The sequence below is a fragment of the Rhizobium beringeri genome (assembly GCF_004306515.1).
GTDB classification, from domain to species: Bacteria; Pseudomonadota; Alphaproteobacteria; order Rhizobiales; family Rhizobiaceae; genus Rhizobium; species Rhizobium beringeri.
The window spans coordinates 32,588-56,570 of sequence record NZ_SILG01000005.1; the positions used below are offsets into that span (position 1 = coordinate 32,588).

General features: G+C 55.8%; 22 protein-coding genes. 7 read left to right on the forward strand and 15 right to left on the reverse strand.

What is annotated here, in order from left to right; all coding sequences use genetic code 11:
• Positions 1 to 424 precede the first annotated feature (424 nt).
• The 7 genes from nodX to ELH03_RS32960 all read right to left on the reverse strand — a co-directional run bounded on the left by nodX (position 425) and on the right by ELH03_RS32960 (position 8,663).
• Positions 425 to 1,528, reverse strand: a complete 1,104-nt coding sequence (gene nodX / locus ELH03_RS32925; protein WP_065277148.1) for a nodulation protein NodX — start codon at positions 1,526 to 1,528, stop codon at positions 425 to 427.
• Positions 1,529 to 1,813: 285 nt separating this feature from the next.
• The gene (locus ELH03_RS32930; protein WP_017968974.1) at positions 1,814 to 2,305 is read right to left on the reverse strand and encodes a MaoC family dehydratase; all 492 of its coding nucleotides are present in this window, start codon (positions 2,303 to 2,305) and stop codon (positions 1,814 to 1,816) included.
• A gap of 79 nt (positions 2,306 to 2,384) precedes the next feature.
• The gene (gene glmS / locus ELH03_RS32935; RefSeq protein WP_017968973.1) at positions 2,385 to 4,211 is read right to left on the reverse strand and encodes a glutamine--fructose-6-phosphate transaminase (isomerizing); all 1,827 of its coding nucleotides are present in this window, start codon (positions 4,209 to 4,211) and stop codon (positions 2,385 to 2,387) included.
• A 433-nt stretch (positions 4,212 to 4,644) separates the two neighbouring features.
• Positions 4,645 to 5,196, reverse strand: a complete 552-nt coding sequence (locus ELH03_RS32940) for a sugar O-acetyltransferase (protein WP_017968972.1) — start codon at positions 5,194 to 5,196, stop codon at positions 4,645 to 4,647.
• 493 nt (positions 5,197 to 5,689) lie between these two features.
• Positions 5,690 to 6,898 carry a beta-ketoacyl-[acyl-carrier-protein] synthase family protein gene (locus ELH03_RS32950; RefSeq protein WP_130759169.1) on the reverse strand — a complete coding sequence of 403 codons (1,209 nt, stop codon included), beginning with the start codon at positions 6,896 to 6,898 and terminating at the stop codon, positions 5,690 to 5,692.
• Complete coding sequence (locus ELH03_RS32955; protein ID WP_012755326.1) at positions 6,898 to 7,176, reverse strand: phosphopantetheine-binding protein; 279 nt, start codon at positions 7,174 to 7,176, stop codon at positions 6,898 to 6,900. The genes ELH03_RS32950 and ELH03_RS32955 overlap by 1 nt, the downstream gene beginning before the upstream one ends.
• A gap of 539 nt (positions 7,177 to 7,715) precedes the next feature.
• A complete protein-coding gene (locus tag ELH03_RS32960) occupies positions 7,716 to 8,663 on the reverse strand; it encodes a LysR family transcriptional regulator (protein WP_065277152.1) in 948 nt (315 codons plus the stop codon).
• Positions 8,664 to 8,889: 226 nt separating this feature from the next.
• Here ELH03_RS32960 and ELH03_RS32965 point away from each other — a divergent pair, with 226 nt between their 5' ends.
• Genes ELH03_RS32965 through ELH03_RS32985 form a run of 5 tightly spaced genes read left to right on the forward strand, consistent with a single transcriptional unit; the run spans position 8,890 to position 13,289 of the window.
• Positions 8,890 to 9,480, forward strand: a complete 591-nt coding sequence (locus ELH03_RS32965) for a NodA family N-acyltransferase (protein WP_081295649.1) — start codon at positions 8,890 to 8,892, stop codon at positions 9,478 to 9,480.
• Entirely contained in the window at positions 9,477 to 10,127 is a 651-nt protein-coding gene (gene nodB, locus ELH03_RS32970; protein WP_064649243.1) for a chitooligosaccharide deacetylase NodB, read from the forward strand. The genes ELH03_RS32965 and nodB overlap by 4 nt, the downstream gene beginning before the upstream one ends.
• Positions 10,128 to 10,147: 20 nt before the next feature.
• Positions 10,148 to 11,428 carry a chitooligosaccharide synthase NodC gene (gene nodC, locus ELH03_RS32975; protein WP_064649245.1) on the forward strand — a complete coding sequence of 427 codons (1,281 nt, stop codon included), beginning with the start codon at positions 10,148 to 10,150 and terminating at the stop codon, positions 11,426 to 11,428.
• 38 nt (positions 11,429 to 11,466) lie between these two features.
• Complete coding sequence (nodI, locus tag ELH03_RS32980; protein WP_081295651.1) at positions 11,467 to 12,498, forward strand: nodulation factor ABC transporter ATP-binding protein NodI; 1,032 nt, start codon at positions 11,467 to 11,469, stop codon at positions 12,496 to 12,498.
• 2 nt (positions 12,499 to 12,500) lie between these two features.
• Positions 12,501 to 13,289: an ABC transporter permease gene (locus tag ELH03_RS32985; RefSeq protein WP_065277155.1), complete on the forward strand. Its 789-nt coding sequence runs from the start codon at positions 12,501 to 12,503 to the stop codon at positions 13,287 to 13,289.
• 361 nt (positions 13,290 to 13,650) lie between these two features.
• Here ELH03_RS32985 and nifT read toward each other — a convergent pair whose 3' ends face one another.
• The 8 genes from nifT to ELH03_RS33025 form a co-directional block, all read right to left on the reverse strand.
• Positions 13,651 to 13,863, reverse strand: coding sequence for a putative nitrogen fixation protein NifT (gene nifT / locus ELH03_RS32990; protein ID WP_032491863.1), 213 nt, complete (start codon positions 13,861 to 13,863; stop codon positions 13,651 to 13,653).
• A 179-nt stretch (positions 13,864 to 14,042) separates the two neighbouring features.
• Entirely contained in the window at positions 14,043 to 14,237 is a 195-nt protein-coding gene (locus tag ELH03_RS32995; protein ID WP_032491862.1) for a 4Fe-4S binding protein, read from the reverse strand.
• A 17-nt stretch (positions 14,238 to 14,254) separates the two neighbouring features.
• Complete coding sequence (nifB, locus tag ELH03_RS33000) at positions 14,255 to 15,742, reverse strand: nitrogenase cofactor biosynthesis protein NifB (RefSeq protein ID WP_032491861.1); 1,488 nt, start codon at positions 15,740 to 15,742, stop codon at positions 14,255 to 14,257.
• 241 nt (positions 15,743 to 15,983) lie between these two features.
• The gene (gene nifA, locus ELH03_RS33005; protein ID WP_130654381.1) at positions 15,984 to 17,069 is read right to left on the reverse strand and encodes a nif-specific transcriptional activator NifA; all 1,086 of its coding nucleotides are present in this window, start codon (positions 17,067 to 17,069) and stop codon (positions 15,984 to 15,986) included.
• 200 nt (positions 17,070 to 17,269) lie between these two features.
• Complete coding sequence (locus ELH03_RS33010; protein ID WP_032491859.1) at positions 17,270 to 17,566, reverse strand: ferredoxin family protein; 297 nt, start codon at positions 17,564 to 17,566, stop codon at positions 17,270 to 17,272.
• 12 nt (positions 17,567 to 17,578) lie between these two features.
• On the reverse strand, positions 17,579 to 18,886 hold the full coding sequence (locus ELH03_RS33015; protein ID WP_032491858.1) for an FAD-binding protein: 1,308 nt from the start codon (positions 18,884 to 18,886) through the stop codon (positions 17,579 to 17,581).
• Positions 18,887 to 18,896: 10 nt separating this feature from the next.
• Positions 18,897 to 20,009, reverse strand: a complete 1,113-nt coding sequence (locus ELH03_RS33020) for an electron transfer flavoprotein subunit alpha/FixB family protein (protein WP_032491865.1) — start codon at positions 20,007 to 20,009, stop codon at positions 18,897 to 18,899.
• A gap of 16 nt (positions 20,010 to 20,025) precedes the next feature.
• Positions 20,026 to 20,874 (reverse strand): electron transfer flavoprotein subunit beta/FixA family protein, encoded by an 849-nt coding sequence (locus tag ELH03_RS33025; RefSeq protein WP_032491857.1) that lies wholly within the window; start codon positions 20,872 to 20,874, stop codon positions 20,026 to 20,028.
• Positions 20,875 to 21,436: 562 nt separating this feature from the next.
• Here ELH03_RS33025 and nifH point away from each other — a divergent pair.
• Together nifH and nifD are read left to right on the forward strand one after the other, a co-directional pair.
• Positions 21,437 to 22,330, forward strand: a complete 894-nt coding sequence (gene nifH, locus ELH03_RS33030) for a nitrogenase iron protein (RefSeq protein ID WP_003563197.1) — start codon at positions 21,437 to 21,439, stop codon at positions 22,328 to 22,330.
• Positions 22,331 to 22,430: 100 nt separating this feature from the next.
• Positions 22,431 to 23,951 carry a nitrogenase molybdenum-iron protein alpha chain gene (gene nifD / locus ELH03_RS33035; protein ID WP_032491849.1) on the forward strand — a complete coding sequence of 507 codons (1,521 nt, stop codon included), beginning with the start codon at positions 22,431 to 22,433 and terminating at the stop codon, positions 23,949 to 23,951.
• Positions 23,952 to 23,983: the final 32 nt, after the last annotated feature.

Below are 23,983 nucleotides of genomic sequence, written 5' to 3' on the forward strand. Positions count from 1 at the left end.
CCGAAGTTTCGTATATCATAATACGGTATGTTGGTATACCAAGATTTTGATCGCGAATAAATGCTCGGATCCGTCGAAGGTTTACTCGGCGATCGCCGTGATCAAGAACCCGCGGCCGGCCAGCGCCGGGAAAAACTGCGACGGACGTTCCGCGACCGTTTAGCCGGCGTTCCGCGGTGGCTGTTTAGCTCTCGGCGCTCAGAATAATGGACCCATCGAATGATCTTGGTTGGCCCTCACGGAGGGGCCAATATTCCCTTATGACCAACTCAGCGGGAATAACCAGACCCGGAAATAGGGACGAACGAACAGTCGAATGACAGTCAAAAACCCAATCACATGGACAAACGACGATTTTCCCGATCTGGGCGCGTCCAATGTGGCAGCTTCGATTGAGTTCCGATCTTTCACAGGAGCTTTCCGTTTAAGCGACCGAAAGCCTTCTGGCGACTAACGATTTGCGAAGCTTCATGGCCGGCTTTTCAATCAGCGCCCATGATAGAGCGGCTAATGCCACGGTCCCGACCGGCTCGACGATCCAAAGCCACCAGTGGCCGACCCATCCGATGCCGATCAGCGTGTGCATGACGAGCATATGGTAGAGGTAGATCCCGTAAGAGAGATCCTGCCCGCGCAAAAGGTTAGGGCGCGGAAATGAGTACGCTGCCGACAGGACTAGACCGGCAAGAATAGCGATTCGGAATGCATCGACAGGCGCCGCATTGTTGATAGAGATGAATGCAGCGGACGTCCCTGCTACCCACCACGTTATCGTGAGATGAATTGCCAGCCACCACAAGAGCTTCCCCTCAAAGATCCTGCTTACGCGATGCCAGTAAAGCCGAGCAAGAACTCCCATCGAAAAAATCCAGAAAGTCGGGCCCACTGTCACCGACAGGAACGGATTGTACCTATCAGTTATGTTGAAGTGCTGCGCCATGACCCAAGACCCGAGAGCAGCGACGGCAACGACTAGCGCCCCTGCTCGTTTCCACCGCCGCCAAATTTCCAACAGCGTTGGCAGGGTGAGGTAGAATGTCAGCTCCACCGTCAGCGTCCACAGCACTCCACTTGGGTCCGAGACGCCGTAAAAGCCGCTCATCGTGTAGGGCTCGTAGGTGAAGTAGACGGCCCAGATTCGTGCAGCGGTCAGAATGTAGACCGTGAAGTAAGACAGATACTGCAAGATGCCAGTGACATTTAATCCCCCCGTCACAAACAGGGCAAGTTCCATCACGGCGATGTTGACGAACAGTGCAGGAAAGATTCGGAGCGACCGCTTGACGAAAAAAGAGGCCGCCGACGATGAGCGGATGTAAGAATCTGTTACTAGAAAGCCGCTGATTACAAAGAAGATCGCAACACCCGGCGTCGAAAACAACAGATTGAAGGCCGTTGTGCCGTTCAAAGAATCGCCCAGGTGAAGCCAATTCCACGCGTGGCTGAACATCACTTGGCAGGCGGCAAAGAGCCTTAACAGGTCGAAGTTGTTCCGGTGGCCGGATGAGTGTTCATTGGATGGTCCCATGAATGTCCATTAGCCGGCAGATGCCGCGCAACCTTTCGGCGGTGTATTGAGAACAGAAGTCAGGTGTGGTGGTGGACGGCTTAGTTGTCTGCAGCCAAGACGGTGTAATTGCCGCTTCTCAAGGCTCAGACAGCCTGTCGTCGAGGTAAAGAGCCGTTTGCGCCTTGGCGACTGATTTCGCCCAGTGCCGCCTGCGGATGCAAACCCGAGCGGCATTGGCATCCCCCGTCAGATCGTTTGCCTTCGTTGGTTAACAACATCGATGGGTAATACCTATAACTAGGATCAACTATGAGACGTCTTTGGCCGATCTTTTGGATCAAACTGAACAATCGTGATCCAACTGGCAGTGAGTGCGGGCCGGTTCTCGTTTTCGATCTCGACCGTCACCTCGTAGGTCGTCACCAGCATGCTTGAGCCCCGAAAACGGCAGTCGGACAATACGAAGCGGCCGCGTACGCGACTCCCAGTCTTAACGGGCGACATGAAGCGCACGTTGTCGAAGCCGTAGTTGAGGCCCATTGTCTGCTCGCGAATTTTTGGCATCCCGCTGAAATTCATCACCGACAAAAGTGAAAGAGTCAGGAAACCATGAGCGATCGTGCCGCCAAACGGGCTTTCCACCGCAGCGCGTTCCGGGTTCACATGAATGAACTGATGGTCATGCGTTGCATCCGCGAATAGATCGACTGTTGATTGATCGATCATGATCCATTCGGATCTTCCAACTTCCTGGCCAACTCGCCCAAAGACATCCACGAGCGAAATTTCATTCATACGACCTCACTTATTCTAAATTCCAATGAGAAGGTTTCGGTATTTGTCCGAAATCGCGCTAGCTCCGGGAGCTATGCAATTATTCGACAGTGACCGATTTTGCGAGATTGCGCGGCTGGTCGACATCGGTTCCTTTGGTGACCGCCACGTAGTAGGCAAGCAGCTGTAGAGGTAGAGAGAAGATGATGGGCGCAATTATTTCCTCGACATCCGGCAGCACGATCGTGTGAATGGTATCGAGCTTCGAACGCGTAGCTCCGCTCTCATCGGTGAGAAGAATGACGCGGCCGCCGCGTGCGGCAACCTCCTGCATGTTGGAGACGGTCTTGTCGAAGAATCGATCATGTGGCGCGATAATGATGACGGGCATGTTTTCATCGACGAGCGCGATCGGGCCGTGTTTCAGTTCACCGGCGGCATAGCCTTCAGCGTGGATATAGGAAATTTCCTTGAGCTTTAGCGCGCCTTCCATCGCCAAAGGGAAACTGGTGCCGCGGCCAAGAAAGAGCGCATGAGAGTATCCCGAAAGTTCCCGCGACAGGAGTTTGATCTTTGGCCGAATGTTCCGCAGCACCTGCCTCATGATGCGCGGCATTTCAATCAAGCTCATGACCAGTTGCCGCTCCTCGTCCTCGGTAATCGTACCGCGCGCCTTGCCTGCACTGATGGCCAGAGCAGCAAGAACTGCGAGCTGGCAAGTGAACGCCTTGGTCGAGGCGACCCCGATCTCAGGACCTGCGAGGATCGGGAAGATGACATCGGCTTCTCGGGCAATGGTCGATTCGCTTGCATTGACGACGGCGCCGACCTTCAGCCCTTGTGCCTTGCAATATCGCATTGATGCTAGCGTGTCGGCGGTTTCACCGGACTGCGAGATGAAAAGCGCCGCCGCATGTGGCGACAGGGGGATATCGCGATAGCGGAACTCTGAAGCGACATCGATTTCCACTGACAGGCGTGCGTAGCGTTCGAACCAGTACTTGCCGATCAGGCCTGCCAAATAGGCAGTGCCGCATGCGGAGATCACGAGGCTACTGGCGTTTGCAAAATTCAGTTCCGTTGATACTTGAACTGCCCGATTGCTGGCTATATCGATGTAGCGGGCGAGAGCACCGGCTATGACCTCGGGCTGTTCGTAGATCTCCTTCTGCATGAAGTGGTCATAGTCGCCCTTGGTCACTCGGTCGACAGAGGCCATCGAGGTGTGTCGAGGGCGTGTGACGACATTGCCCTCACTATCGAAGATCCTGAAGTCTGTTTTCTCGATCACGGCCCAGTCGCCGTCAACCAGGTAGGTAACTTCGTTGGTTAAGGGAGCAAGCGTGATAGGGTCGGAGCCTAGAAACATTTCCCCGTCGCCATGACCAATCACCAGCGGAGGTCCATTGCGCGCCGCCATAATGGTGGCTGGCTCATCCTGGAAAAGAATTGCAAGGCTGAAGGCTCCCTTCAGCCGCTTTAGCATCGCGTGCATGGCCTCTCGGCCGCTCATACCGCCGCGACGGGATTTTGCGAGGAGATGCGCGACGACCTCGCTATCGGTGCTCGTCTCGAAATCCGCACCAGTCGCCTCCAGTTCGGCCTTCAGCTCCGCGAAGTTTTCGATGATACCGTTATGAACGACGGCAATACCGTCGACGATATGTGGATGAGCGTTTCGTTCTGTCGGCGCCCCATGAGTAGCCCAGCGGGTGTGGCCGATGCCGATGATCCCGTCTAGCGGCTGTTGCTTTAGCCTCATTTCAAGATTGACGAGCTTACCCTGCGCGCGGCAGCGCTCCAACGTGCCCTCAGAGATCGTGGCAACGCCAGCGGAGTCATATCCGCGGTACTCCAGACGCTTTAGCGCGTCGAGCAGTCGCTGCGACACCGGGCGCCGCCCGACGATGCCAACAATCCCACACATTGATTTGTCTCCGTTCGGTGTGCCAAAGGACGAAGGTGCCACGATGCTTTGTAGCGCGCCCATTTGCGGAACCTTCTAATCGCATCCGGTAAGATGTTTAAAATCGATTGTTGTGATCGCGCACATCCAAATTGTGGATGCAACTCGCGCCATTGCCTTTACGAGATCCGCTCAATGTAGGTGGAGATGCCGCACCAAGTTCATTGAATTGATGGCGAAACACCTCGCCTTCTCAGGCGAGTTCAGTTTCCACTGGTTCGACGAGACGTGCAAAGCCCACATATGTGCATCCGTCAGAAAGCCGTCGTGGTTGCCGCGTTGGCCGGTCTGATATCCAAGATTTAAGAATCAACCACGCCATATCGGCTTGGTGGCAAGTGGGAGTGTTGGTTCACAAGCACCGCCTTGACTATGGCGTTCTCAGCGGCTTGCCTCAGCGCTTCAACCGAGCCGGATTTCCCATGGCCTTTTCCCCTGCGGGTATATCGCGGGTGACTACGCTTCCGGCGCCGATGACGGCGTTGTCGCCGATCGTCACCCCTGGGAGGATAATTGCTCCACCCCCAATCCAGACGTCTTTGCCAATCCGGACAGGCCGACCTAGCTGCAGACCAGCCTGCCGCTGCTCGGGATCATGCGGATGGTCGGCGGTGTAGATCTGCACAGCCGGTCCGACTGCCGTCCCAGCACCGATCGTCACTTCTGCTACGTCAAGAATTACGCAGTTGAAATTGATGTAAACGTAGGCACCAAGCCTGATGTTGAAGCCGTAGTCGCAATGAAATGGCGGACGGATGACGGCTCCAGTTCCGACCTCTCCTAGTCGCTCCAGAAGAAGTGCGTTCCAATGCTCGGCCGTACTTCCCAGAGTATCATTATATCTCTTCAGCCAAGCTCCCGTGGCCAACAGGTCCGTCTGAATCTCCTCGTCCGCCGGGTTGTACATCTCGCCCGCCAGCATCTTTTCTTTTTGAGTGCGTGTCATTGTCTGTTCTCAGTTCGCGTTCATCGATGAAGTTGTTGGTCCTCTGACGCCCGGCTTGAACGAGGTTCAGATAAGCTCCTCTTCTCGACGCTCGACATCGCATGGCGCAGAAGAGAAGTCCCGGCAGGAAAGCGGTCGGCAAAGCGGCGTTTGCGTGGTCCAGAGGCTCGTTCGACAGCAGTGGATTGAAAGTGGCAGTGACCAGCCCGGCCGGCAAGCGGAATCGATAGCAAGTGAAGTTGAAGAGCCGCTCCGAGTGCCAAACCCGGAGCGGGCGCTCTTTCCAGCCGGTTGCGTGAATGATCATAACTGCGGAACGCAACCATATTTTCCTCATCCCGCCTTGTGAGCAATCCCCGGCAAGCCGTTGTGGACTAACCATTGGTGCGAATTGACCTGCATTCGTAACGGCACGCCAGTTAGCTTCTCTCCAGCGGCACCACCCTCGCGGTTGCAGCTGGAACCATTCACGGCCACATCGTCCGCCGCCTCTTCACACTTGTCTGAATGCCAGGACGGCGTTGGTGCCTCCCATGGCGAACGCATTGCTCATCGCTACGCGCACCTTGCGCTCACGCGGGACATTGGGAGTGACGTCGAGATCGCACTGGGGGTCAGGCTCACGATAGTTGGCGGTGGGCGGTATGACACCTTCTTGGATCGCCATGACGCAGGCAATCATTTCAAGTGCGCTGGCAGCACCCAGGCAATGGGCGTGCATGGACTTGGTGGAGGAGACGGACATCTGAAAAGCGTGGTCTCCGAAGACGCGCTTGATCGCTGCCGTCTCCATCTCGTCATTCGCAACGGTGCCGGTGCCGTGCGCGTTCAGGTAGTCTACATCGTCCGGGTTTAGCTCGGCATCGGCGAGGCAGCTGCGCATTGCGGCCTCCGGTCCCTCGATGGAGGGCATGACAATGTCGTAGGCATCGCCGGAAAGTCCGATTCCAGCAACCTCGGCAAGCATAGTCGCACCGCGGGCAGCAGCGTGCTCGTAACTTTCCAGGACAGCCATTCCGGCACCCTCGCCAAGGACAACGCCTTTCCTATCGGCGGAGAACGGGCGACAGGTATCAGGGGCAAGCACGCGCAGTGCTTCCCATGATTTCAGGACGCCCCATGTGAGCGGCGCATCGCTTCCCCCGGCAAGCATGACGTCTGCACGGCCCAGCCTGATCTGATCTACCGCGGAAGCGATGGCGTGATTTCCCGCAGCGCAGGCAGAGGTGACGCCGAAGACGGGGCCGCGTAGACCCAAGAAAATGCTGACCTGGCCGGCAGCCGCGCTTGGCATTCCCTTTGGTGCGGTGAAAATGCGCGCCCGGGTCACTCCGTCCAGAAGGATGCTGCGGTAAGTTTCTTCGATCGTTCCCCAGCCAGGCCCGCCGACGCCCATGGCGGCGCCGAATCGGTGGGCATTTTGTTCATCGCAGGAAAGTCCGGCCTGCCTCATGGCTTCGGTTGCAGCAATCACCGCGAGAAGGCTGAAGCGGTCCATGGAGACAAGCTGTTTGCGCGGGATGGCGTGTGCTGGTATCGCCTTGATCTCGGCACCGACCGTGCCTTCCATATCATAGAGATCAGTCGTGATGATCGGGCTGATTGAAGAGCGGCCTTCCCGCATTTCTTTCCAAATAGATGAAGCGTTTGTTCCTAATCCGCATAGTCCGCCAATTCCCGTGATTACGACGCGCCTGTCCATCATGCCTCCTTCGCGATCAGGCCGCGAACGGCTTCGACGACATCGCCGATGTTTTTCAGATTAGACCAGGCATCGGCGGTGTTCATCTCGATCCTGATGCCGTAGGCCTGCTCCAGGTCCCAGAGGACATCGGCCAATGCCAGTGAATCGATGCCAAGCGAGGTTAATTCGCTATCAGCGGTGATTTCTCCGATTGCTACAGGGATCCTCCCGCCGTTTTCCGATTGGGCGAGATTTTTGATTGCAGCAATAATTTCTACTGTGAGCTGATCGGCCATCTTGTTCCTTTCCATCATTCCAGTGAGTCCTGAACGCGGTGGACATCCGGGCCAAGCAAGGCTTGAGCACGTTTGATGCTCCTACGGGAGGGCCGGCCCCACGTCTGGTTTTGTGCTATGGAGCATGCTGAAAGATTGGTAAAATTGATTGATTGGATCGAAAGCATCCGCAGAATGGATGATTTGATAAGCCACGCGCTCTCAATTACTTCAATGGTCGCATGATGGCGCCATCACTCGTGCCTTTGGTCATGTGGCTGGCATGTGAAGCGCAAGATCCAGGACGGGGAGAGGTTCGCTCGGAATCGCGATTTTGACATGGCACGAACACTGATGGAGCCGGGCGGCGTGCCTGCCGGCCCAAGACACACGGTGCTTCTCCAGGATCGTAACGGGTGGAAATGCAGCGATGGCACAGCTTCACCAGTTCATCATAATCAATCGCGAAACCAAAACCGATTCGATTGATCAATGCAGGAAGTGGGCGAGATGCCACCACCTGAAGCGACATCCTTCGAGCTAATGCAGCTCGACCAGAATTAGGCCGCTCTGGCCGCTTGAGAGCATCCTTCAGCGGATGCCTCCATGCGCGAAGCCTCCTCCAAAATTATGTTACGCATCCAGATGTTGCCGGGATCGGAATTGTGAAGCAAGGGCCACTGTATAGCTTCTGTGAACGAAAGAGGAGGCAGTGGATGATCTACGATCTGTAAGGGAATCGTCGGTGCGAAATGTCTGACAAGCCGCAAGGGAAGGGTTGATATCCGATTCGTCCCCTGTAGTAACATCGGGATCGCGTTAAAGCCCTGGACCACGATTTCGATACGCCGCTTAAAACCGTGCTCCAGCAATAGCCATTGTTCAACGGATGGCTTCAAAGTACGCCCAAACATGGTCGCGACGTGTCCCATCGACATAAATTGCTCAAGGGAAAGCTTCCCGTGCAGCTGTTGATTATTAGGGCAGCCGACACACACGAGTTTCTCCCCAAACAGCTTCGCACTGGGATGAGGGGCTGACATGAACTGTTTTGGAAGGATCAAAAAATCCACATCTCCGCCGTGGAGACGTTCGTCCGGATAATCAATCATGTGGAGTAATTCAAAACTGACGCCGGGTGCCTCTCGCGCTACGCGCTTTATGACCTTTTCGAAGAATACCAGCGTCATGAAATCGGACAGAACGATTCTGAAGCACCGGTCAGATTCCGCCGGGACCAATGGATCCCACGCAATCACCGAGAGCTGAATCTGAAGTAGAGCTTCGCGAACCGCAGGGGCGAGCGCCTCGGCTCGCGGTGTCGGGACAAGTCTGCGCTTCTGCATCACAAACAGCTCGTCATTGAAGTAGGCGCGCAACCTGCCGATGGCTGCGCTCATGGCTGGTTGACTGAGGTTGATGCTGCGCGCTGCCGCGGTGAGCTTCCGCTCGGTCATCAAAGCATCGAGCGCCACGAGAAGATTTAGATCCAGGCCCTTAAAACGCATATTCGATCCATGATGTAGATGATTGTGATCCAAACAATCAATTTTACCAATCTTTCGGAGTGCTTATTAAAAAGGCCGGAACTTATCAAGGCGCCAAAGCAAACTAGCGAGCGGAGGCGGATCGTATCTGTCGCAAATTGACGACGAGCGGCCCGATCAGCATGTGCGCCTGCACCAATCTCTGCTGCTTTTGGCTTATTGGCTGAGAAACGAACTGGAGCTTTGCATGTCTGCTGGAGTGCGGTGGAAAATATCCTGGGAAAATGATCTCGAACCGTCGGACCATGCGGAATTGTCCAATTTTTTTCGAGCGACCTATGGCCCGACAGGAGAGTTCAATGCCAAACCTTTTGAGACTGGCAGAAGCTGGGCGGGTGCGAGACCGGAACGTCGCGCAATTGCGTACGATTCGAAAGGCATAGCCAGCCACATGGGTTTGCTGCGTCGTTTCATAAAAGTCGGCGACACCGATTTGCTGGTCGCCGAACTTGGCTTGTATGGAGTGCGCCCGGATCTGGAGGGGCTTGGAATCGCTCACTCGATCCGCGCTTTGGCTCCGGCTTTGCAGGAACTGGCGGTGCCGTTCGCGTTCGGCACCGTCCGACATGCTATGCGGAACCACGTGGAGAGATTCTGCCGAGACGGTATCTCCAATATCGTCACGGGGGTTCGTGTACGCTCGACCCTTCCAGATGTGCTGCCCAATATGCCCTCTACGCGCACCGAAGACGTGCTCGTCCTGGTATTTCCGATAGGACGACCGATGAGCGAGTGGCCTTCCGGATCATTGATCGAACGAAACGGGTGCGAGCTATGAAGCGGCGCTCTTATATAAGCGAAGTGCCGTTGGATGACGGCGGGAGCGACGATCGTAGCATCTACCTGACGTTCGACGACGGTCCCAATCCGGAATGTACTGGCCAGATCCTGGATGTGCTCGCCGAACACCGCGTACCAGCCACCTTTTTCGTCCTCGGCGCGTATGTCAAAGACCATCCCGATCTCGTCCGCCGTGTTGCGGCAGAAGGTCACTTGGTCGCCAATCACACGATGACCCACCCCGATCTTACGGCCTGTGACTCGGAGGCGATCGAACGAGAGATAAAGGAGACAAACGAAGCCATTGTCTCGGCGTGTCCCCAAGTTGCGGTTCAACATATACGAGCGCCATACGGCGCTTGGAACGCGGATGTCCTTTCAAGATCCATGAACGCCGGACTTCGACCTGTTCACTGGTCGATAGACCCGAGAGACTGGTCCCGTCCCGGAGTCGATTCTATCGTTGACGCGGTACTCGCTGCTGCTCGGCCAGGTGCAATCGTGCTTTTGCACGACGGTTGCCCACCTGATGAGGTCGGGAACTGCAAGCTCACCAGACTGCGCGATCAAACACTTTCGGCGCTCTTGGCGATTATCCCCGCACTGCATAGCCGTGGATTTTCCCTTCGTTCACTTCCCCAGTAAAACTAAATCGACGAGAAACCATGACCTTGCTTGAAACAACCAGCATCGCCGCCGTCTCGCTTTATGGACTGCTTTCCTCCGCCTATAGGAGTGTACAGGTCCTTCATGCTCGGCGAACTCTCAAGTCGGAAACAGCGGAAAACACCGTCGAAGAGAGCTCGTTGCCAAGTGTGGACATCATTGTGCCTTCATTTAACGAGAGCCCGCGCGTCCTGTCCGATTGCCTGGCATCCCTCGCCAACCAGGACTATCCGGGGGTATTGCGCGTTGTTGTGGTTGACGACGGTTCCAGAAACCGTGACGCGGTGGTAGCCGAGCAGATCGTCTATGCGGGTGACGCGAGATTTGAATTCATCATGCTGCCCAGGAATGTCGGAAAGCGCAAAGCGCAAATCGCCGCCATTTCCCGATCATCCGGGGACCTCATCCTGAATGTGGATTCAGACACCACTCTCGCCAGCGATGTTGTTTCCAAACTCAGTCAGAAAATGCGCGATCCGGCGGTCGGTGCGGTGATGGGGCAGCTTGTAGCAAGCAATCAGAACGACTCGTGGCTGACCCGATTGATCGACATGGAGTACTGGCTGGCCTGCAATGAGGAGCGCGCCGCGCAGGGACGCTTCGGTGCCGTGATGTGTTGCTGTGGACCCTGTGCCATGTACCGCCGGTCCGCCTTCGTCTTGCTTCTTGATCAATACGAGACGCAGCTTTATAGGGGAAAGCCGAGTGACTTTGGCGAGGACCGTCATCTGACCATTCTAATGCTAAGCGCCGGCTTCCGTACCGAATATGTCCCAAGCGCCATCGCCGCAACCGTCGTTCCTGACGGTTTGGCTGCCTATCTGCGCCAGCAACTGCGTTGGGCACGGAGTACATTCCGAGATACCCTGCTCGGACTTCACCTCCTCCGTGGCATGAACTGGTATCTGACTTTGGACGTCGTCGGGCAGAATGCCGGCCCTCTTCTGCTCGCATTGTCCGTACTGGCGGGTCTAGCACAGTTCGCCCTGACCGGTTCACTGCCCTGGTGGACGATAGGAACGATTGGATCGTTGACACTGATACGATGCGGCGTAGCTGCTTATCGTGCCAGGCAGCTTAGATTTCTTGGTTTCTCGCTGCACACGCTCGTGAACGTCTTTCTATTACTGCCGGTGAAGGCTTATGCCCTCTGCACGTTGTCCAACAGTGACTGGCTGTCACGCGGCTCAGGAGTCAACGCTTCAGGCGCCGTTCGGACGCAGAAAGCCTCCGAAACTCCAATGCTTTCGGCCCCCGAAGCTACTTTCAGCGGCGAATAATCGCTGTGTCGCCGCATCTTGCCAACCTTAGGAACCACATGAACGGTCAATCGGATCTACAGGCAGCTGTGGCTGAGACGCTCCGCCGCCAGAGCAACCTTCCAGGGCGACAGTGCCTTTCGGTTTCAGACGGATTCGGCTCCCCTTTAGGCTCGATGTCTTCCATGGCGGTCGAGCTCGCTGGCGTTACAAAGTCATACCAGGGCAAGGCTGTAGTCGACGGGTTGTCTTTCAAGATTGCTCCAGGAGAGTGTTTTGGCCTGTTAGGTCCGAACGGCGCCGGAAAAAGCACGATTACCCGTATGATTCTGGGAATGACGTTGCCTGATGCGGGAAACATCTCGGTGCTCGGAATGCAGGTGCCGGGGCAGGCTCGTTCGGCACGCGCGCGTATCGGTGTCGTTTCACAGTTCGACAATCTCGATATGGAGTTCACGGTTCGGGAAAATCTTTTTGTCTACGGCCGCTACTTCCGCATGAAGGCCCGCGAGATCGAAGCAGTCGTGCCCTCCTTGCTGGAATTTGCGCGGCTTGAAACCAAGGCAGATACGCGGGTGGCGGATCTTTCGGGAGGCATGAAGCGGCGCCTCACATTGGCGCGCGCGCTGATCAATGACCCTCAGATCCTCATACTGGATGAACCGACAACCGGCCTCGATCCGCACGCGCGCCACCTGATCTGGGAACGGTTGCGATCGCTCTTGGCACGAGGAAAGACGATCCTCCTGACGACCCACATCATGGAAGAGGCCGAACGCTTATGTGATCGGCTGTGCGTGCTCGAAGGTGGAGTTAAAATTGCCGAAGGCCGCCCCTTTGACCTGATAGAGGAGCAGATCGGCTGCCCCGTTATCGAGATTTATGGCGGAAACCCACAGGAGCTTAGGCTTTTGATCAAGCCAAACGCACGGCGCATCGAAATCAGTGGCGAGACCCTGTTCTGCTACACCCCCGACCCAGAACAGGTTCGGGCGCAACTGCGCGGACACAGGGGTCTGCGCCTTCTCGAGCGTCCGCCGAACTTGGAGGACGTCTTCTTGCGGTTAACCGGACGTGAGATGGAGAAGTAGCAATGAGTGGAGATAGCGTAACGGCATTACCGGCCGGCGGCTTGAACTGGGTTGCTGTCTGGCGTCGAAATTATCTTGCATGGAAGAAGGCGGCGCTGGCGTCGCTTCTGGGTCATTTGGCCGAACCCTTGATCTACCTGTTCGGTCTTGGCGCTGGTTTGGGCGTGATGGTGGGCCGCGTCGGTGGCGTTTCTTATACTGCTTTCTTGGCAGCTGGAATGGTCGCGACAAGTGCGATGACTGCTGCAACCTTTGAGACGATTTACGCGGCTTTCGGCCGGATGGAGGGTCAGCGAACTTGGGAAGCGATGCTCTACACACAGCTGAGGCTAGGCGATATCGTTCTCGGTGAAATGGCCTGGGCGGCAACGAAGGCCGCGCTGGCGGGTGCTGGGATAGGCATGGTCGCGGCTGTTCTGGGCTACACGCAATGGCTTTCGCTGCTATATGCGCTTCCGGTTATCGCGCTGACGGGTTTGGCCTTTGCAAGCCTCGGGATGGTCGTCACAGCCCTTGCTCCGAGCTATGATTATTTCATCTTTTATCAGACGCTTGTTATCACACCTATATTGTTCCTCTCGGGTGCCGTCTTTCCAGTCGATCAACTGCCAATTGTCTTTCAGACGGCTGCGCGATTTCTTCCTCTGTCGCATTCGATCGACCTCATACGTCCGATAATGCTCGGTCACCCCGTGGTGGATGTCTGCCTGCACGTCGGCGCACTTTGCATATACATCGTCATCCCATTCTTTTTATCGACAGCCTTGCTGCGACGCCGCCTTTTGCGCTGACGCTCATTGGTGGAGCGCATCCCGACGGAAGATCAATGCTTTGGTCTGTATGGTTAGACAAGCCTTTGCTTGCATCGGCGCAGTAGTTCCCGGCAACGGCTGAAAAGTTCTTCGCTTGCCCCGTTGAAATAATCCATTTTGAAGTAAGCTCTGGCCCATTTTGAGGTGCTACCCGATTTTGGGCCAGCGGGAGCTGGAATTTTCCGGGGTTCAGTTCGGCGGGGGCCGATGAGCCGTTCATAAGCGAAATCGGTACCTTGTTGCCGATCGCGCTATGTGGCCGGAAGCAGACGTGGACGTTCGCCGTCGGCTATTTCGTCACCAAGTCAGTCGCGCAACCCCGCAAATTCGGCGTGCCGCGTCAGTCGTGATCGGATCGCTTCTTTGCCTCGACTGTGATGGGTAAGCGGGTGCTCCGCGGGAGGTCGGGGAGGGCGAGGAGCCACCCGTTCCTCAGCAATACAAAGCCGCCCCACAAGTCATGATTCTCCACCGCGACAACCGGCTCCTCGACATCCTTTTTGGACATATAGATTGATAAGCAGACCCCATTTCTGCGGATCATTGCTTTCATGGGCTGTACCTCCTTTTTCACACCCGTAAATTTTCTCCATTTCGCACCCGTGCGACCCGGCGATGCTGCCACGCTCAGCCACCTCATTGTTGCAGCAAGAGTTGCTGTCGAGGAGGATGCCCGCCTGCGCCAGAATGCTTTCGCAGGCGAGCCCTTTTGCCATCGTTTAGTAGGGCTTTTCAGGCAGGGACGCAGGTGTTCGGCATGGGGCAAATGGCTCTGCATTTGGGCGCGGCGAACTCAACCCTGCACTCCGTGCATATTTTAGGATCGACCACGAATCTGTCAGTTTTGAAACTGATTGCGCCTGAGGGGCACTCAAATTCGCATGCGCCGCATTGGGTGCATTGTGAGGCGATGATTTTGAAGGCCATGATTCAGCTCCTCTGGTTTAGTCAAAGTGTGTCTCAAGTCGTGGTGCTGAAGCGTCGTGGTGAAGCACCGCGCTATAATGAGCGTCGATTGCCTGCTCGATGTAGGAGCCGCCATAAGCGCCCGTTGCTGGAACACCTCGGCGTGCGAGTTTATTCGTAGGGCCATTGCCGATCTGAGAACAAATCAGCAAATCTAAGCCTTCGAGCGCATTGATGATACTGTTGAGAGTAGCCTCCTCCCCCCATCCACCAAGGCAGTACGGGTCGATCTTCAGGTGACCAATCAATCCGATGCCTTTTTGACAGACTGAGAAAATTTGTAGTTCCTGCGCGTGACCGAAATGTTCATTGACCCGGCCTCCACCTTTGGTGGTTACAGCAATAAGGAGAAGTTCGTCAGATGGACCTGAGACCGGTATGGCCGCGCCCCTTGCTTCCAATGTTTGGGCGCGTCGCTCGCGCTCGATCAACTTGCGATAGGCATGGCGCTTGCCACTGTCGTTGGTCGCTTCAGCTGGGAGTTGGGAAATCTTGAATTCGTTTGCGCGATCATCACTGAGCAGACCGACTGCATCGGCACGGCACTGGCGGCAATGGCGCATCACCTTCGTGTCGCCTTCAAGCCGGTCCCGGAGCGCGATTAGTTCGGAAGGTGTAGGGCAACGCTGATCGTTCATGCCATAGAAAGTGCCATGTGTAGGCTCTGAAATCAGGGGCATTACGTTGTGCATGAACGCACCCCTGTCCTTGACCCACTTGTTAACATCGATGAGATGCTCGTCGTTGACGCCTGGGATCATCACGGAATTGACCTTGATGAGGATGCCGCGTTCTGCCAGCATTTCGAGCCCCAACATTTGCCTCTCATGAAGGATCCTGGACGCGTCGATACCGTTGTAGCGGCGGCCGTCATAGAATATCCAGGGGTAGATCTTGGTCCCGATCTTCGGATCTACCATGTTGATGGTGATCGTCACGTGCCCGACATTCATGTCGACAAGCTCGTCGACGTGTTCAGGAAGTGCGAGACCATTGGTCGAGATGCAAAGCTTGACGTCAGGGATTTCCCGGGCGATCGGTATGAGCGTCGCCTTTGTTTTCCTCCAATCGTAGCAGGCATCGCCTGGCCCGGCGATGCCCACCACCGAAAGCTGCGGCACTTCGTTGGCGACCGCCATGGCCCTGCGCAGCGCCTGGTCGGGAGTGAGCCTATGGGATGCTACTCCTGGCCTGCTTTCGTTTGCGCAGTCGTATTTTCGATTGCAGTAATTGCATTGGATATTGCAGGCTGGTGCGACCGCGAGATGCATCCGCGCGAAATAGAGATGCGCCTCCCGCGAGAAGCACGGGTGGTCTTTGATCTTTTCAATGATTGCTGGAGCCATAGCATTCGGCTCTGAACTACCACGGGACGAAGACGCATGGTCACCGAACGTTGTTGCCTCCGACTCACGTGCGGCAGGTGCTGTGTTGGTGATCCTACACTTACTCATCCCTCTGGACATTACGAACTCCAATGACGCTTGAAAGCTCAGTTCCGCGAGCAAGAGCGATGCCAGTCTGAGAAACGTCACCCTGCCAGCTGGATATGCTCTTCGTTGTCCGGTTTAGACCTCTTTGCTACAGGTTTCGTCGGAGACACGACAGGGCCGCTTGGTAGACCTTGTCGGGTGGGGGAAACTAGAATTGCCGGGCGTCAGTTGGGCGCGACCTGCCGCAGCAGGTCTGCACCAATGACCTCCTTGACTAGAAGAGTTTTCGTTCGATCCCGTGCCGGCGCAGAGAGTAACCGACCTGTCGCGGCGTACGACCAAGGAGCCGCGCAGCCTTAGCCTGATTCCCTCCGGCCGTCGCCATCGCCTGTTCCAACCGTTCTCTGCCGATCAGACCTGAGTGTCCCATTACGGCTTCGGCCGCGAAGACGGCGGCATCACGCGGCTGTCCCATTGACACGGTTTCACCTCGAGCGAGCCCATGAACTGCGCCCTTGCCAACTCGCTCGGCAACCGCCTTTTTGAGGAGCGGGGAATAGCATCGACCCTGTTCACAGGCGAGATCTTGAGGAACGATGATGTCCGAACGGGCGAGAGTTGCGGTCCTCTGTGTGCAGTTTTGCAGCTCACGAATATTGCCCGGGAACTCGCATTTCGAAAGGATATCAAGTGTGGAGGGTGCAAAGCTTAACGAACGGCCGTTCTCCTTGTTGAAACGCCGAAGGAATACTTGGGCCAAACGCGGGATGTCACCGTCGCGTTGCCTCAGTGGTGGCAAAGTGATCGGTACGACATTGATCCGGTAATATAGGTCGGCTCTGAATTCTCCCGCCGCCACGGCCGTTTCGAGATCCTTATTGGTCGCGCATACCAACCTGACATTTACTTTCAATGTTCTCGTCCCACCGACACGCTCAAGTTCGCCTTCCTGCAAAACGCGCAGCAACTTGGTCTGAAACTCAGCCGAGATTTCTCCTATTTCGTCGAGCAGCAAAGTTCCACCGTGCGCCAGCTCGAACCGACCTACTTTCTGAGAGGCAGCGCCGGTGAAGGCGCCTTTCTCGTGCCCGAATAGTTCCGATTCCAGAACGCCTGCCGACAGCGCAGCGCAATTCAACTTTACGAAGGGCTTTTCGCGGCGCGGCGAGGAATCGTGTATCAGCTTTGCAAAGAATTCTTTGCCCGTGCCGCTCTCACCTCGCAACAGGACAGGCGTGTTGCTCCTTGCGACAATCTGGGCGATTTCAAAAACCTCCTTGAGTGCGGCACTCTCGCCGACAATCTCAGCACCCGGCCGCACTGCAGATTTGGGCATCTTCTCATCATCTGATCCAGCCACGGAACTACTCCATTCAGCACGTGGTTGAGAGTGCTTTAGGCACTCAGGACAATCCTGGAACGTCCTCCGCGCTACATATTGGACTTCGAAGGTCAATAAAAATTACAAATTGGTAGGGCGCTCCACCAGCCGATTCGTCATTGCTTGCTTACCATGCGCTGGGCCAACGAATGGCTCTATCAACTTACAAAAGAAGCTGTTCATCCAAACTTGAAGAGAACGCCGAACCCACCTTGTGGATACGTCCACTTAATGTCGCCGTCGGGTCCGCATAACACGTTGCATGTCCCGCATTCCAAGCAGCCATCGGAAACGATGATTACCTGACGTCTGTCGTTCAGCTGGTAGCATTTCGCCGGACACACTTGCGTCAAGGCGATTAGGTTTTGGCTTGGAAAGAGGTGTTTCCTGACCGATATGTGTGGGCGGCCCGGGTCAACCAGATATCGGTTCTGGTAAAGCTTGTCCTCAACACGCCGTTTAACGATGGCCTTCATCTGGATCTCCTTTTAGCGCCACGCGCGGGCGAGCCGGACTGCGTCTGAAATTAATCCCCACCGGGATCGTGCTTTCAAGAAGGCGGCAGACGTGGCCTTTTCCTTGTCGAGTTTTGAAGTTCCGTCGACACGGACGAAACTTTGCGCAGCCTTAGATATCAACTTTGGATATGAAACAAACAAGTTCTGGCTGTTGGCATGGAGAAACCTTGGCATCTCTTTATGCTTCATCAGATCTTTGATGACGAAGGATGAGTCGAGCATGCTCTTGTACAAAGCCAAGTTGCTTTTCACCATCGAGCCGCCGCGATCCTTTACGTCTGCAATCGCTTTACCCGCCAGATACCCTGATGTCATTGCGAGGTTCGAGCCCTCGCGATGTGCGGTGTTGTTCAACTGGGCCGCGTCTCCAACCACGACCCACCCATTGCCGAAGAGCTGTGGGATAGCCGTATAACCGCCTTCCGGAATGAGATGCGCAGCATATTCCTTCACCTCAGACCCGGCGATCAATGGTCGGATCGAAGGATGGTGCTTGAAGGCTTCAAGAATGTCGTATGGCCTTTCCATGGCTGCGGCCAAACCGGAAACGAGGCATCCTATCCCAATCGAGATGGATTCCTTGTTCGTATACAGAAAGCCAAGCCCCGGGACTCCCCGTGAAATTGTCCCACCTGCCTCGATCACACAGCCTTCGTCTGCAGTCAGGCCAAAGCGTTCTGCGATAACTTCCTCCGGTAGGAAATGCATCTCTTTCACGGCAAGTGCCACGCTGTCCGGCTTGGGCGTTTCGCGCAAACGTCCTAGTGTTCCTAGGAAGCCGTTCACCCCCTCAGCAAGCACCACGACGTCGGCAAGAATGGCCCCGCCGGGGCGGTCGGTGCATACGCCTGTGACGTTGCCGCTTGAATCCTGGATAAGTCTTGTGGCCAATGTCTCGCAGAGAACGGTGCATCCGGCCTCTCGCACCTTGGCCGAGAACCATCTATCGAATTGGGCACGGATGATCGTGTATCGGTTTGGCCTCCGTTCGTTAAAGTCATCCGACCGATAGTGAATTCCGGTGTGCGACGCGCCGTCCATGATCCAGAAGCGCTGCTCGACGAGATGCCGTTCAAGAGGCGCGTCATCGCGGAAGTCTGGAATGATCTTTTCCAGCGCGTCGGCGTACAGTATCGCTCCTTGAACGTTCTTCGAACCCGGGTACTCGCCGCGCTCCAACTGCAGCACTTTCAGACCACGCATGGCCATCGCATAAGCAGCCGCGTTACCCGACATACCTGCCCCGACGACAATCGCGTCAAATTTCTCGCCCTTCATCAGCCACACCTCAGTTTACTTGCATCGATTGGTTATGCGGCGGTATTCGCCTGGTGAACGCCGCGGTCAGCGCCGGCAGAAGACCGATGGCATCAGCCACAACTGCAACATGGGCGAAATCGAAGATCGGGGCGTTGCTGTCGGTGTTGATGGCAACGATCAAGTCAGCCCCTTCGACACCAACCCGATGTTGGACTGCCCCTGATATTCCAGCCGCAAGATAGAGCTTGGGCCGGATCGTCTGGCCCGTTTGGCCAATCTGTCGATCAACCTCCATCCAACCTTTTTGAACCAAAGGTCGGGAGCAGCCGAATTCACCGCCAATCGTCCTCGCTAGAAGCATCACACGTTCCAGATTCTCGGCGGTGCCAATACCAAGCCCGCCAGCGACCACGATATCTGCATAGGCGAGGTTGATTTTTTCCGATCGTTCATCCGGAAGGAAGCCGAGAACCTTTGTGACAATCTCTTCCTCAATCATCATCAAGTCATGCCGAATGATAGGTCCAATCGCATGGGTCACGCGTTTGGGGGTGGCCATGACCCGGGGTCGCACTGTCGCCATTTGCGGGCGAGAGTTGAGAGTGTAGATCGTGCACAGCAGCGAACCGCCAAATGTCGGCCGGGTCGCTGCGAGCGAGCCGTCTGCATCGACATCCAATTCGGTGCAGTCAGCCGTAAGCCCTGTTTCCAAAGTAGTTGCCACAGAACCGGCAAGATCTCGCCCAAGCGAGGTGGCGCCAAGAAGCAGAATTTCCGGCTTATGAAGGATGACCAGGTCTGAGAGAGCTTTGGTGAAGGGCTCGTTTCGGTAGTCCGATAGCAGCGGCGACTCGACGAGGTAGGCGAGATCGGCCCCGTAAGCGAACGCCTCTGCAATGGCAGACCGAACTCCCAGGCCTTCCGCGGTTCCAATAACCACTCCCGCCAGTTGAACGCCAAGCTTATCGGCAAGCTTGCGCCCTTCACCGAGTAGTTCAATAGACACGGGATGCACTTGGCCTCGTTCCAGCTCGATGAAAACCCAGACGTGCCGATTGTCGCGGAAGTGTCTGGGCAATTCCTTCTTCGCGCTGGCGCGACTGACCATTGGAGACTGACTTTCAGCTTGGTGGGCTTCCATTTATGCTCCTTGTTTCTCACGTGAGCCCATTCGGTTGAAAGCTCGCTTCCAATGGGGGCTGGTGCTCGAAGATCGATGCGATTATTTCGTCAGCCAGCGGACCGCACTGGTCATCGTTTACTTCGATTTGGATTGCTTTTTCGGCCCGTGGGGTGGGGGCGAATACGCGCTTGACGACGGTCGGTGATCCTCTCAAGCCGCAATTAGCTATCTCCACAATACCGGCGTCGGCTGCACGCCAGGTCGGTATTTGCGCGCGTGCGGCCCGCAACGCGTCAGCGACGGAGCCTCGACGGATGGCGTTGACGCCTTCAAGGACACTGATCAAGCACGGCAGTTGGCTCTTCAGCATTTGTGTGCCGCCTTCCGAACGGCGCTCCACCGTGATCTCTCGGGCATGAAGATCGACTGAAACAATTTTCGTTACGTAGGTCAGTTGTTGCAGTTCGAGACGCCTGGCAATCCCCGGCCCCACCTGCGCAGTATCGCCGTCGATCGTCTGCTTGCCAGTAAACACGATTTCAGGCGCATGGCGGAGTCCAAGGTTCGTGATAGCTCGCGAGATAGCAAATGAAGTTGCCAAGGTGTCTGACCCGGCGAAGTGACGGTCGCTCAGGAGTACCGCTTCATCTGCGCCGTATGCCAGAGCTTTCTCCAGCGCTTGTTTTGCCATGGGCGGACCCATGGTAAGCACAGTGACTTTACCCCCATGCCGGTCACGCAGTTTAAGAGCTTCTTCCAAGGCGAAAAGATCGTAAGGATTGATGATTGTCGGCACTCCCTGGCGCATGATCGTGTTCGTAACCGGATGAACCCGGATCTGTGCGGAGTCAGGCACTTGCTTTATGCAGACCACGATGTTCATGCTGTCTTTGGCTCCAACCGAAATGTAGTTTGTGTCTCGGTCGGTCCTAGCACTCGTCGTGCCAGGCCGATTGCGCGGTGATTAACTCGCGAGTTTCGGGCGGGTCGAGTTTGCTATTGGTCCACAGTGCGAAAGCTTTGTCAGGTTTGCGACATGGGTGGCTGCATGCGCTTGGCAGCGGTGCAACACTGCTTGCGCGATTTTTTGACCGCAAACGATTTCGCTAGAGCTCCGCGCCACTTTCCAATTGCCAGCATTTGCGTCAAGTGCGGCTCATTCGACGGAGACGTGCTTGCGCAGAGTTACCGTGGCTCTCCGAGGGCCTCACGACATATGTGTGACATTGTCGTCAATTTTGTCGGCTTCGTGACACGACTCAGGATTCTTCGGTCCGGTATTTTATCCCCCCTAAGTGTTTGCGGGAGCACCAGTTTCCGTTCTGCCTTATCAATCAGCTCAATTGGCACGGCGCTTGAAAATTGTTCTTGGGCTGCGACGGAACCAGCCGCGTCCGATGTCGCGGCATCGCCTCGGACGGTTCGAACACGAAAAGGAAGTAAGAATGGCTGCTCTGCGTCAGATCGCGTTTTACGGAAAGGGAGGCATTGGCAAATCCACTACATCCCAGAATACGCTCGCTGCCCTTGTCGAACTCGGGCAGAAAATCCTCATCGTCGGCTGCGACCCAAAAGCTGACTCGACGCGATTGATCCTGAACTCCAAAGCGCAGGGCACGGTTCTGGATCTCGCCGCAACGAAGGGTTCAGTCGAAGATCTGGAACTCGGCGATGTGCTAAAAACAGGCTACGGCGGCATCAAATGTGTGGAGTCGGGCGGCCCTGAACCCGGCGTCGGCTGCGCCGGACGGGGGGTCATCACGTCGATCAACTTCCTGGAAGAAAACGGCGCCTATGACGATGTCGACTACGTCTCCTATGACGTGCTCGGAGACGTGGTGTGCGGGGGCTTTGCTATGCCCATCCGCGAGAACAAGGCTCAGGAAATTTACATCGTCATGTCCGGTGAGATGATGGCCCTGTATGCTGCAAACAACATTGCGAGGGGCATCCTCAAATACGCCAGCGCCGGAAGCGTACGGCTGGGCGGCCTGATCTGTAATGAGCGGCAGACCGACCGAGAATTAGACCTCGCGGAAGCGCTGGCTGCCAAGCTCAATTCGAAGCTTATTCACTTCGTGCCGCGCGACAACATTGTCCAGCACGCGGAGCTTAGAAAGATGACCGTGATCCAATACGCGCCACGCTCCAAACAGGCGGCGGAATATCGATGGCTAGCCGAGAAGATCCACTCCAATTCGGGAAAGGGCACTATCCCTACTCCTATCACCATGGAGGAGCTGGAGGACATGCTGCTCGACTTCGGAATCATGAAGTCGGACGAGCAGATGCTCGAAGAACTTCTCGTTAAAGAGGTGCAGGCGGGTTTGGCGCCATAGTCGTCCCAGATAGGGCGGCGCGGATGACAAAGCGCGTTAGTCGACTAACCATGCCTCCTTGTCGAGGCTCCATGCGAACCTTCGAGAGAGGAAAGGCCCTATGAGCCTCGACTACGAGAACGACGGTGATTTCAACTCCAGGCTTATAGATGAGGTACTCTCCCAGTATCCGGATAAGACGGCTAAGCGCCGCAAAAAGCACCTTGGCGTGGCGAAGGGCCGAGAGGAAGCCGAGCAGGGCTCCGATGCGCTTTGCGAGACCGGGGTGAAATCCAACATCAAGTCCATTCCGGGCGTGATGACCGTTCGCGGCTGCGCTTATGCCGGCTCGAAGGGTGTCGTGTGGGGGCCGATCAAGGATATGGTCCATATATCGCATGGGCCCGTCGGTTGTGGCCACTATTCCTGGTCGCAACGCCGCAACTATTACGTCGGTCTGACGGGTGTCGAAGCCTTTGTCACCATGCAATTCACGTCTGACTTTCAAGAAAAGGATATTGTTTTTGGTGGCGACAAAAAGCTCGAGAAGCTCATCGATGAAGTTGAGCAACTGTTTCCACTGAACAATGGTGTCAGCTTGCAGTCCGAGTGTCCAATCGGATTGATCGGCGACGATATTGAAGCTGTGGCGCGCAAGAAGGCCAAGGAGCACGACAAAACGATCGTGCCGGTGCGATGCGAAGGGTTTCGTGGCGTGTCGCAATCGCTTGGCCATCATATCGCCAATGACGCGATACGCGACTGGGTTTTCGATAAAAAAGAGACCGACTTCGAACCCAGCTTTTTCGACGTTAATGTCATAGGTGACTACAATATCGGCGGCGATGCATGGGCTTCACGCATTCTGCTGGAGGATATGGGGTTGCGGGTGGTCGGCAATTGGTCGGGAGATGCCACACTCGCGGAGGTGGAGCGTGCACCGAAAGCCACGCTCAACCTTATTCACTGCTACCGGTCCATGAATTACATCGCTCGGCATATGGAGGAAAAGTACGGCATTCCCTGGATGGAGTACAACTTTTTTGGTCCTTCCCAGATCGAAGCCTCTTTGCGCAATATCGCCGCGTTTTTCGGGCCGGAGACCCAAGATAAGGCCGAAGCACTCATCACCAGATACCAACCTCTCGTGCAGGCGGTGACGGAGAAGTACCGTCCGCGCCTTATTGGCAAAACTGTGATGCTCTACGTCGGCGGATTGCGTCCCCGCCATGTCATCACCGCCTACGAGGATCTTGGAATGGAGATCGTTGGTACGGGCTACGAATTTGGCCACGGCGACGATTACGAGCGCACGGGCCATTATGTCAAAAAAGGTACGCTTATCTACGATGATGTGACCGGCTACGAGCTCGAGAGCTTCATCGAGGCCATTCGCCCGGACCTCGTAGGCTCGGGCATCAAGGAAAAATACCCGGTTCAAAAAATGGGCATACCGTTCCGTCAGATGCATTCTTGGGATTATTCTGGTCCGTATCACGGCTATGACGGCTTCGCCATTTTCGCCCGAGACATGGATCTTGCCATCAACAATCCGGTCTGGGGCCTCTACGACCCGCCATGGAAAGAAACGCACTGCTCCGATGCAGGCGGTGTCTGCAGTTGTGGCCGGGATGATGAATAATTTTTGCTGCGCGACAACATTTTAGACATCTC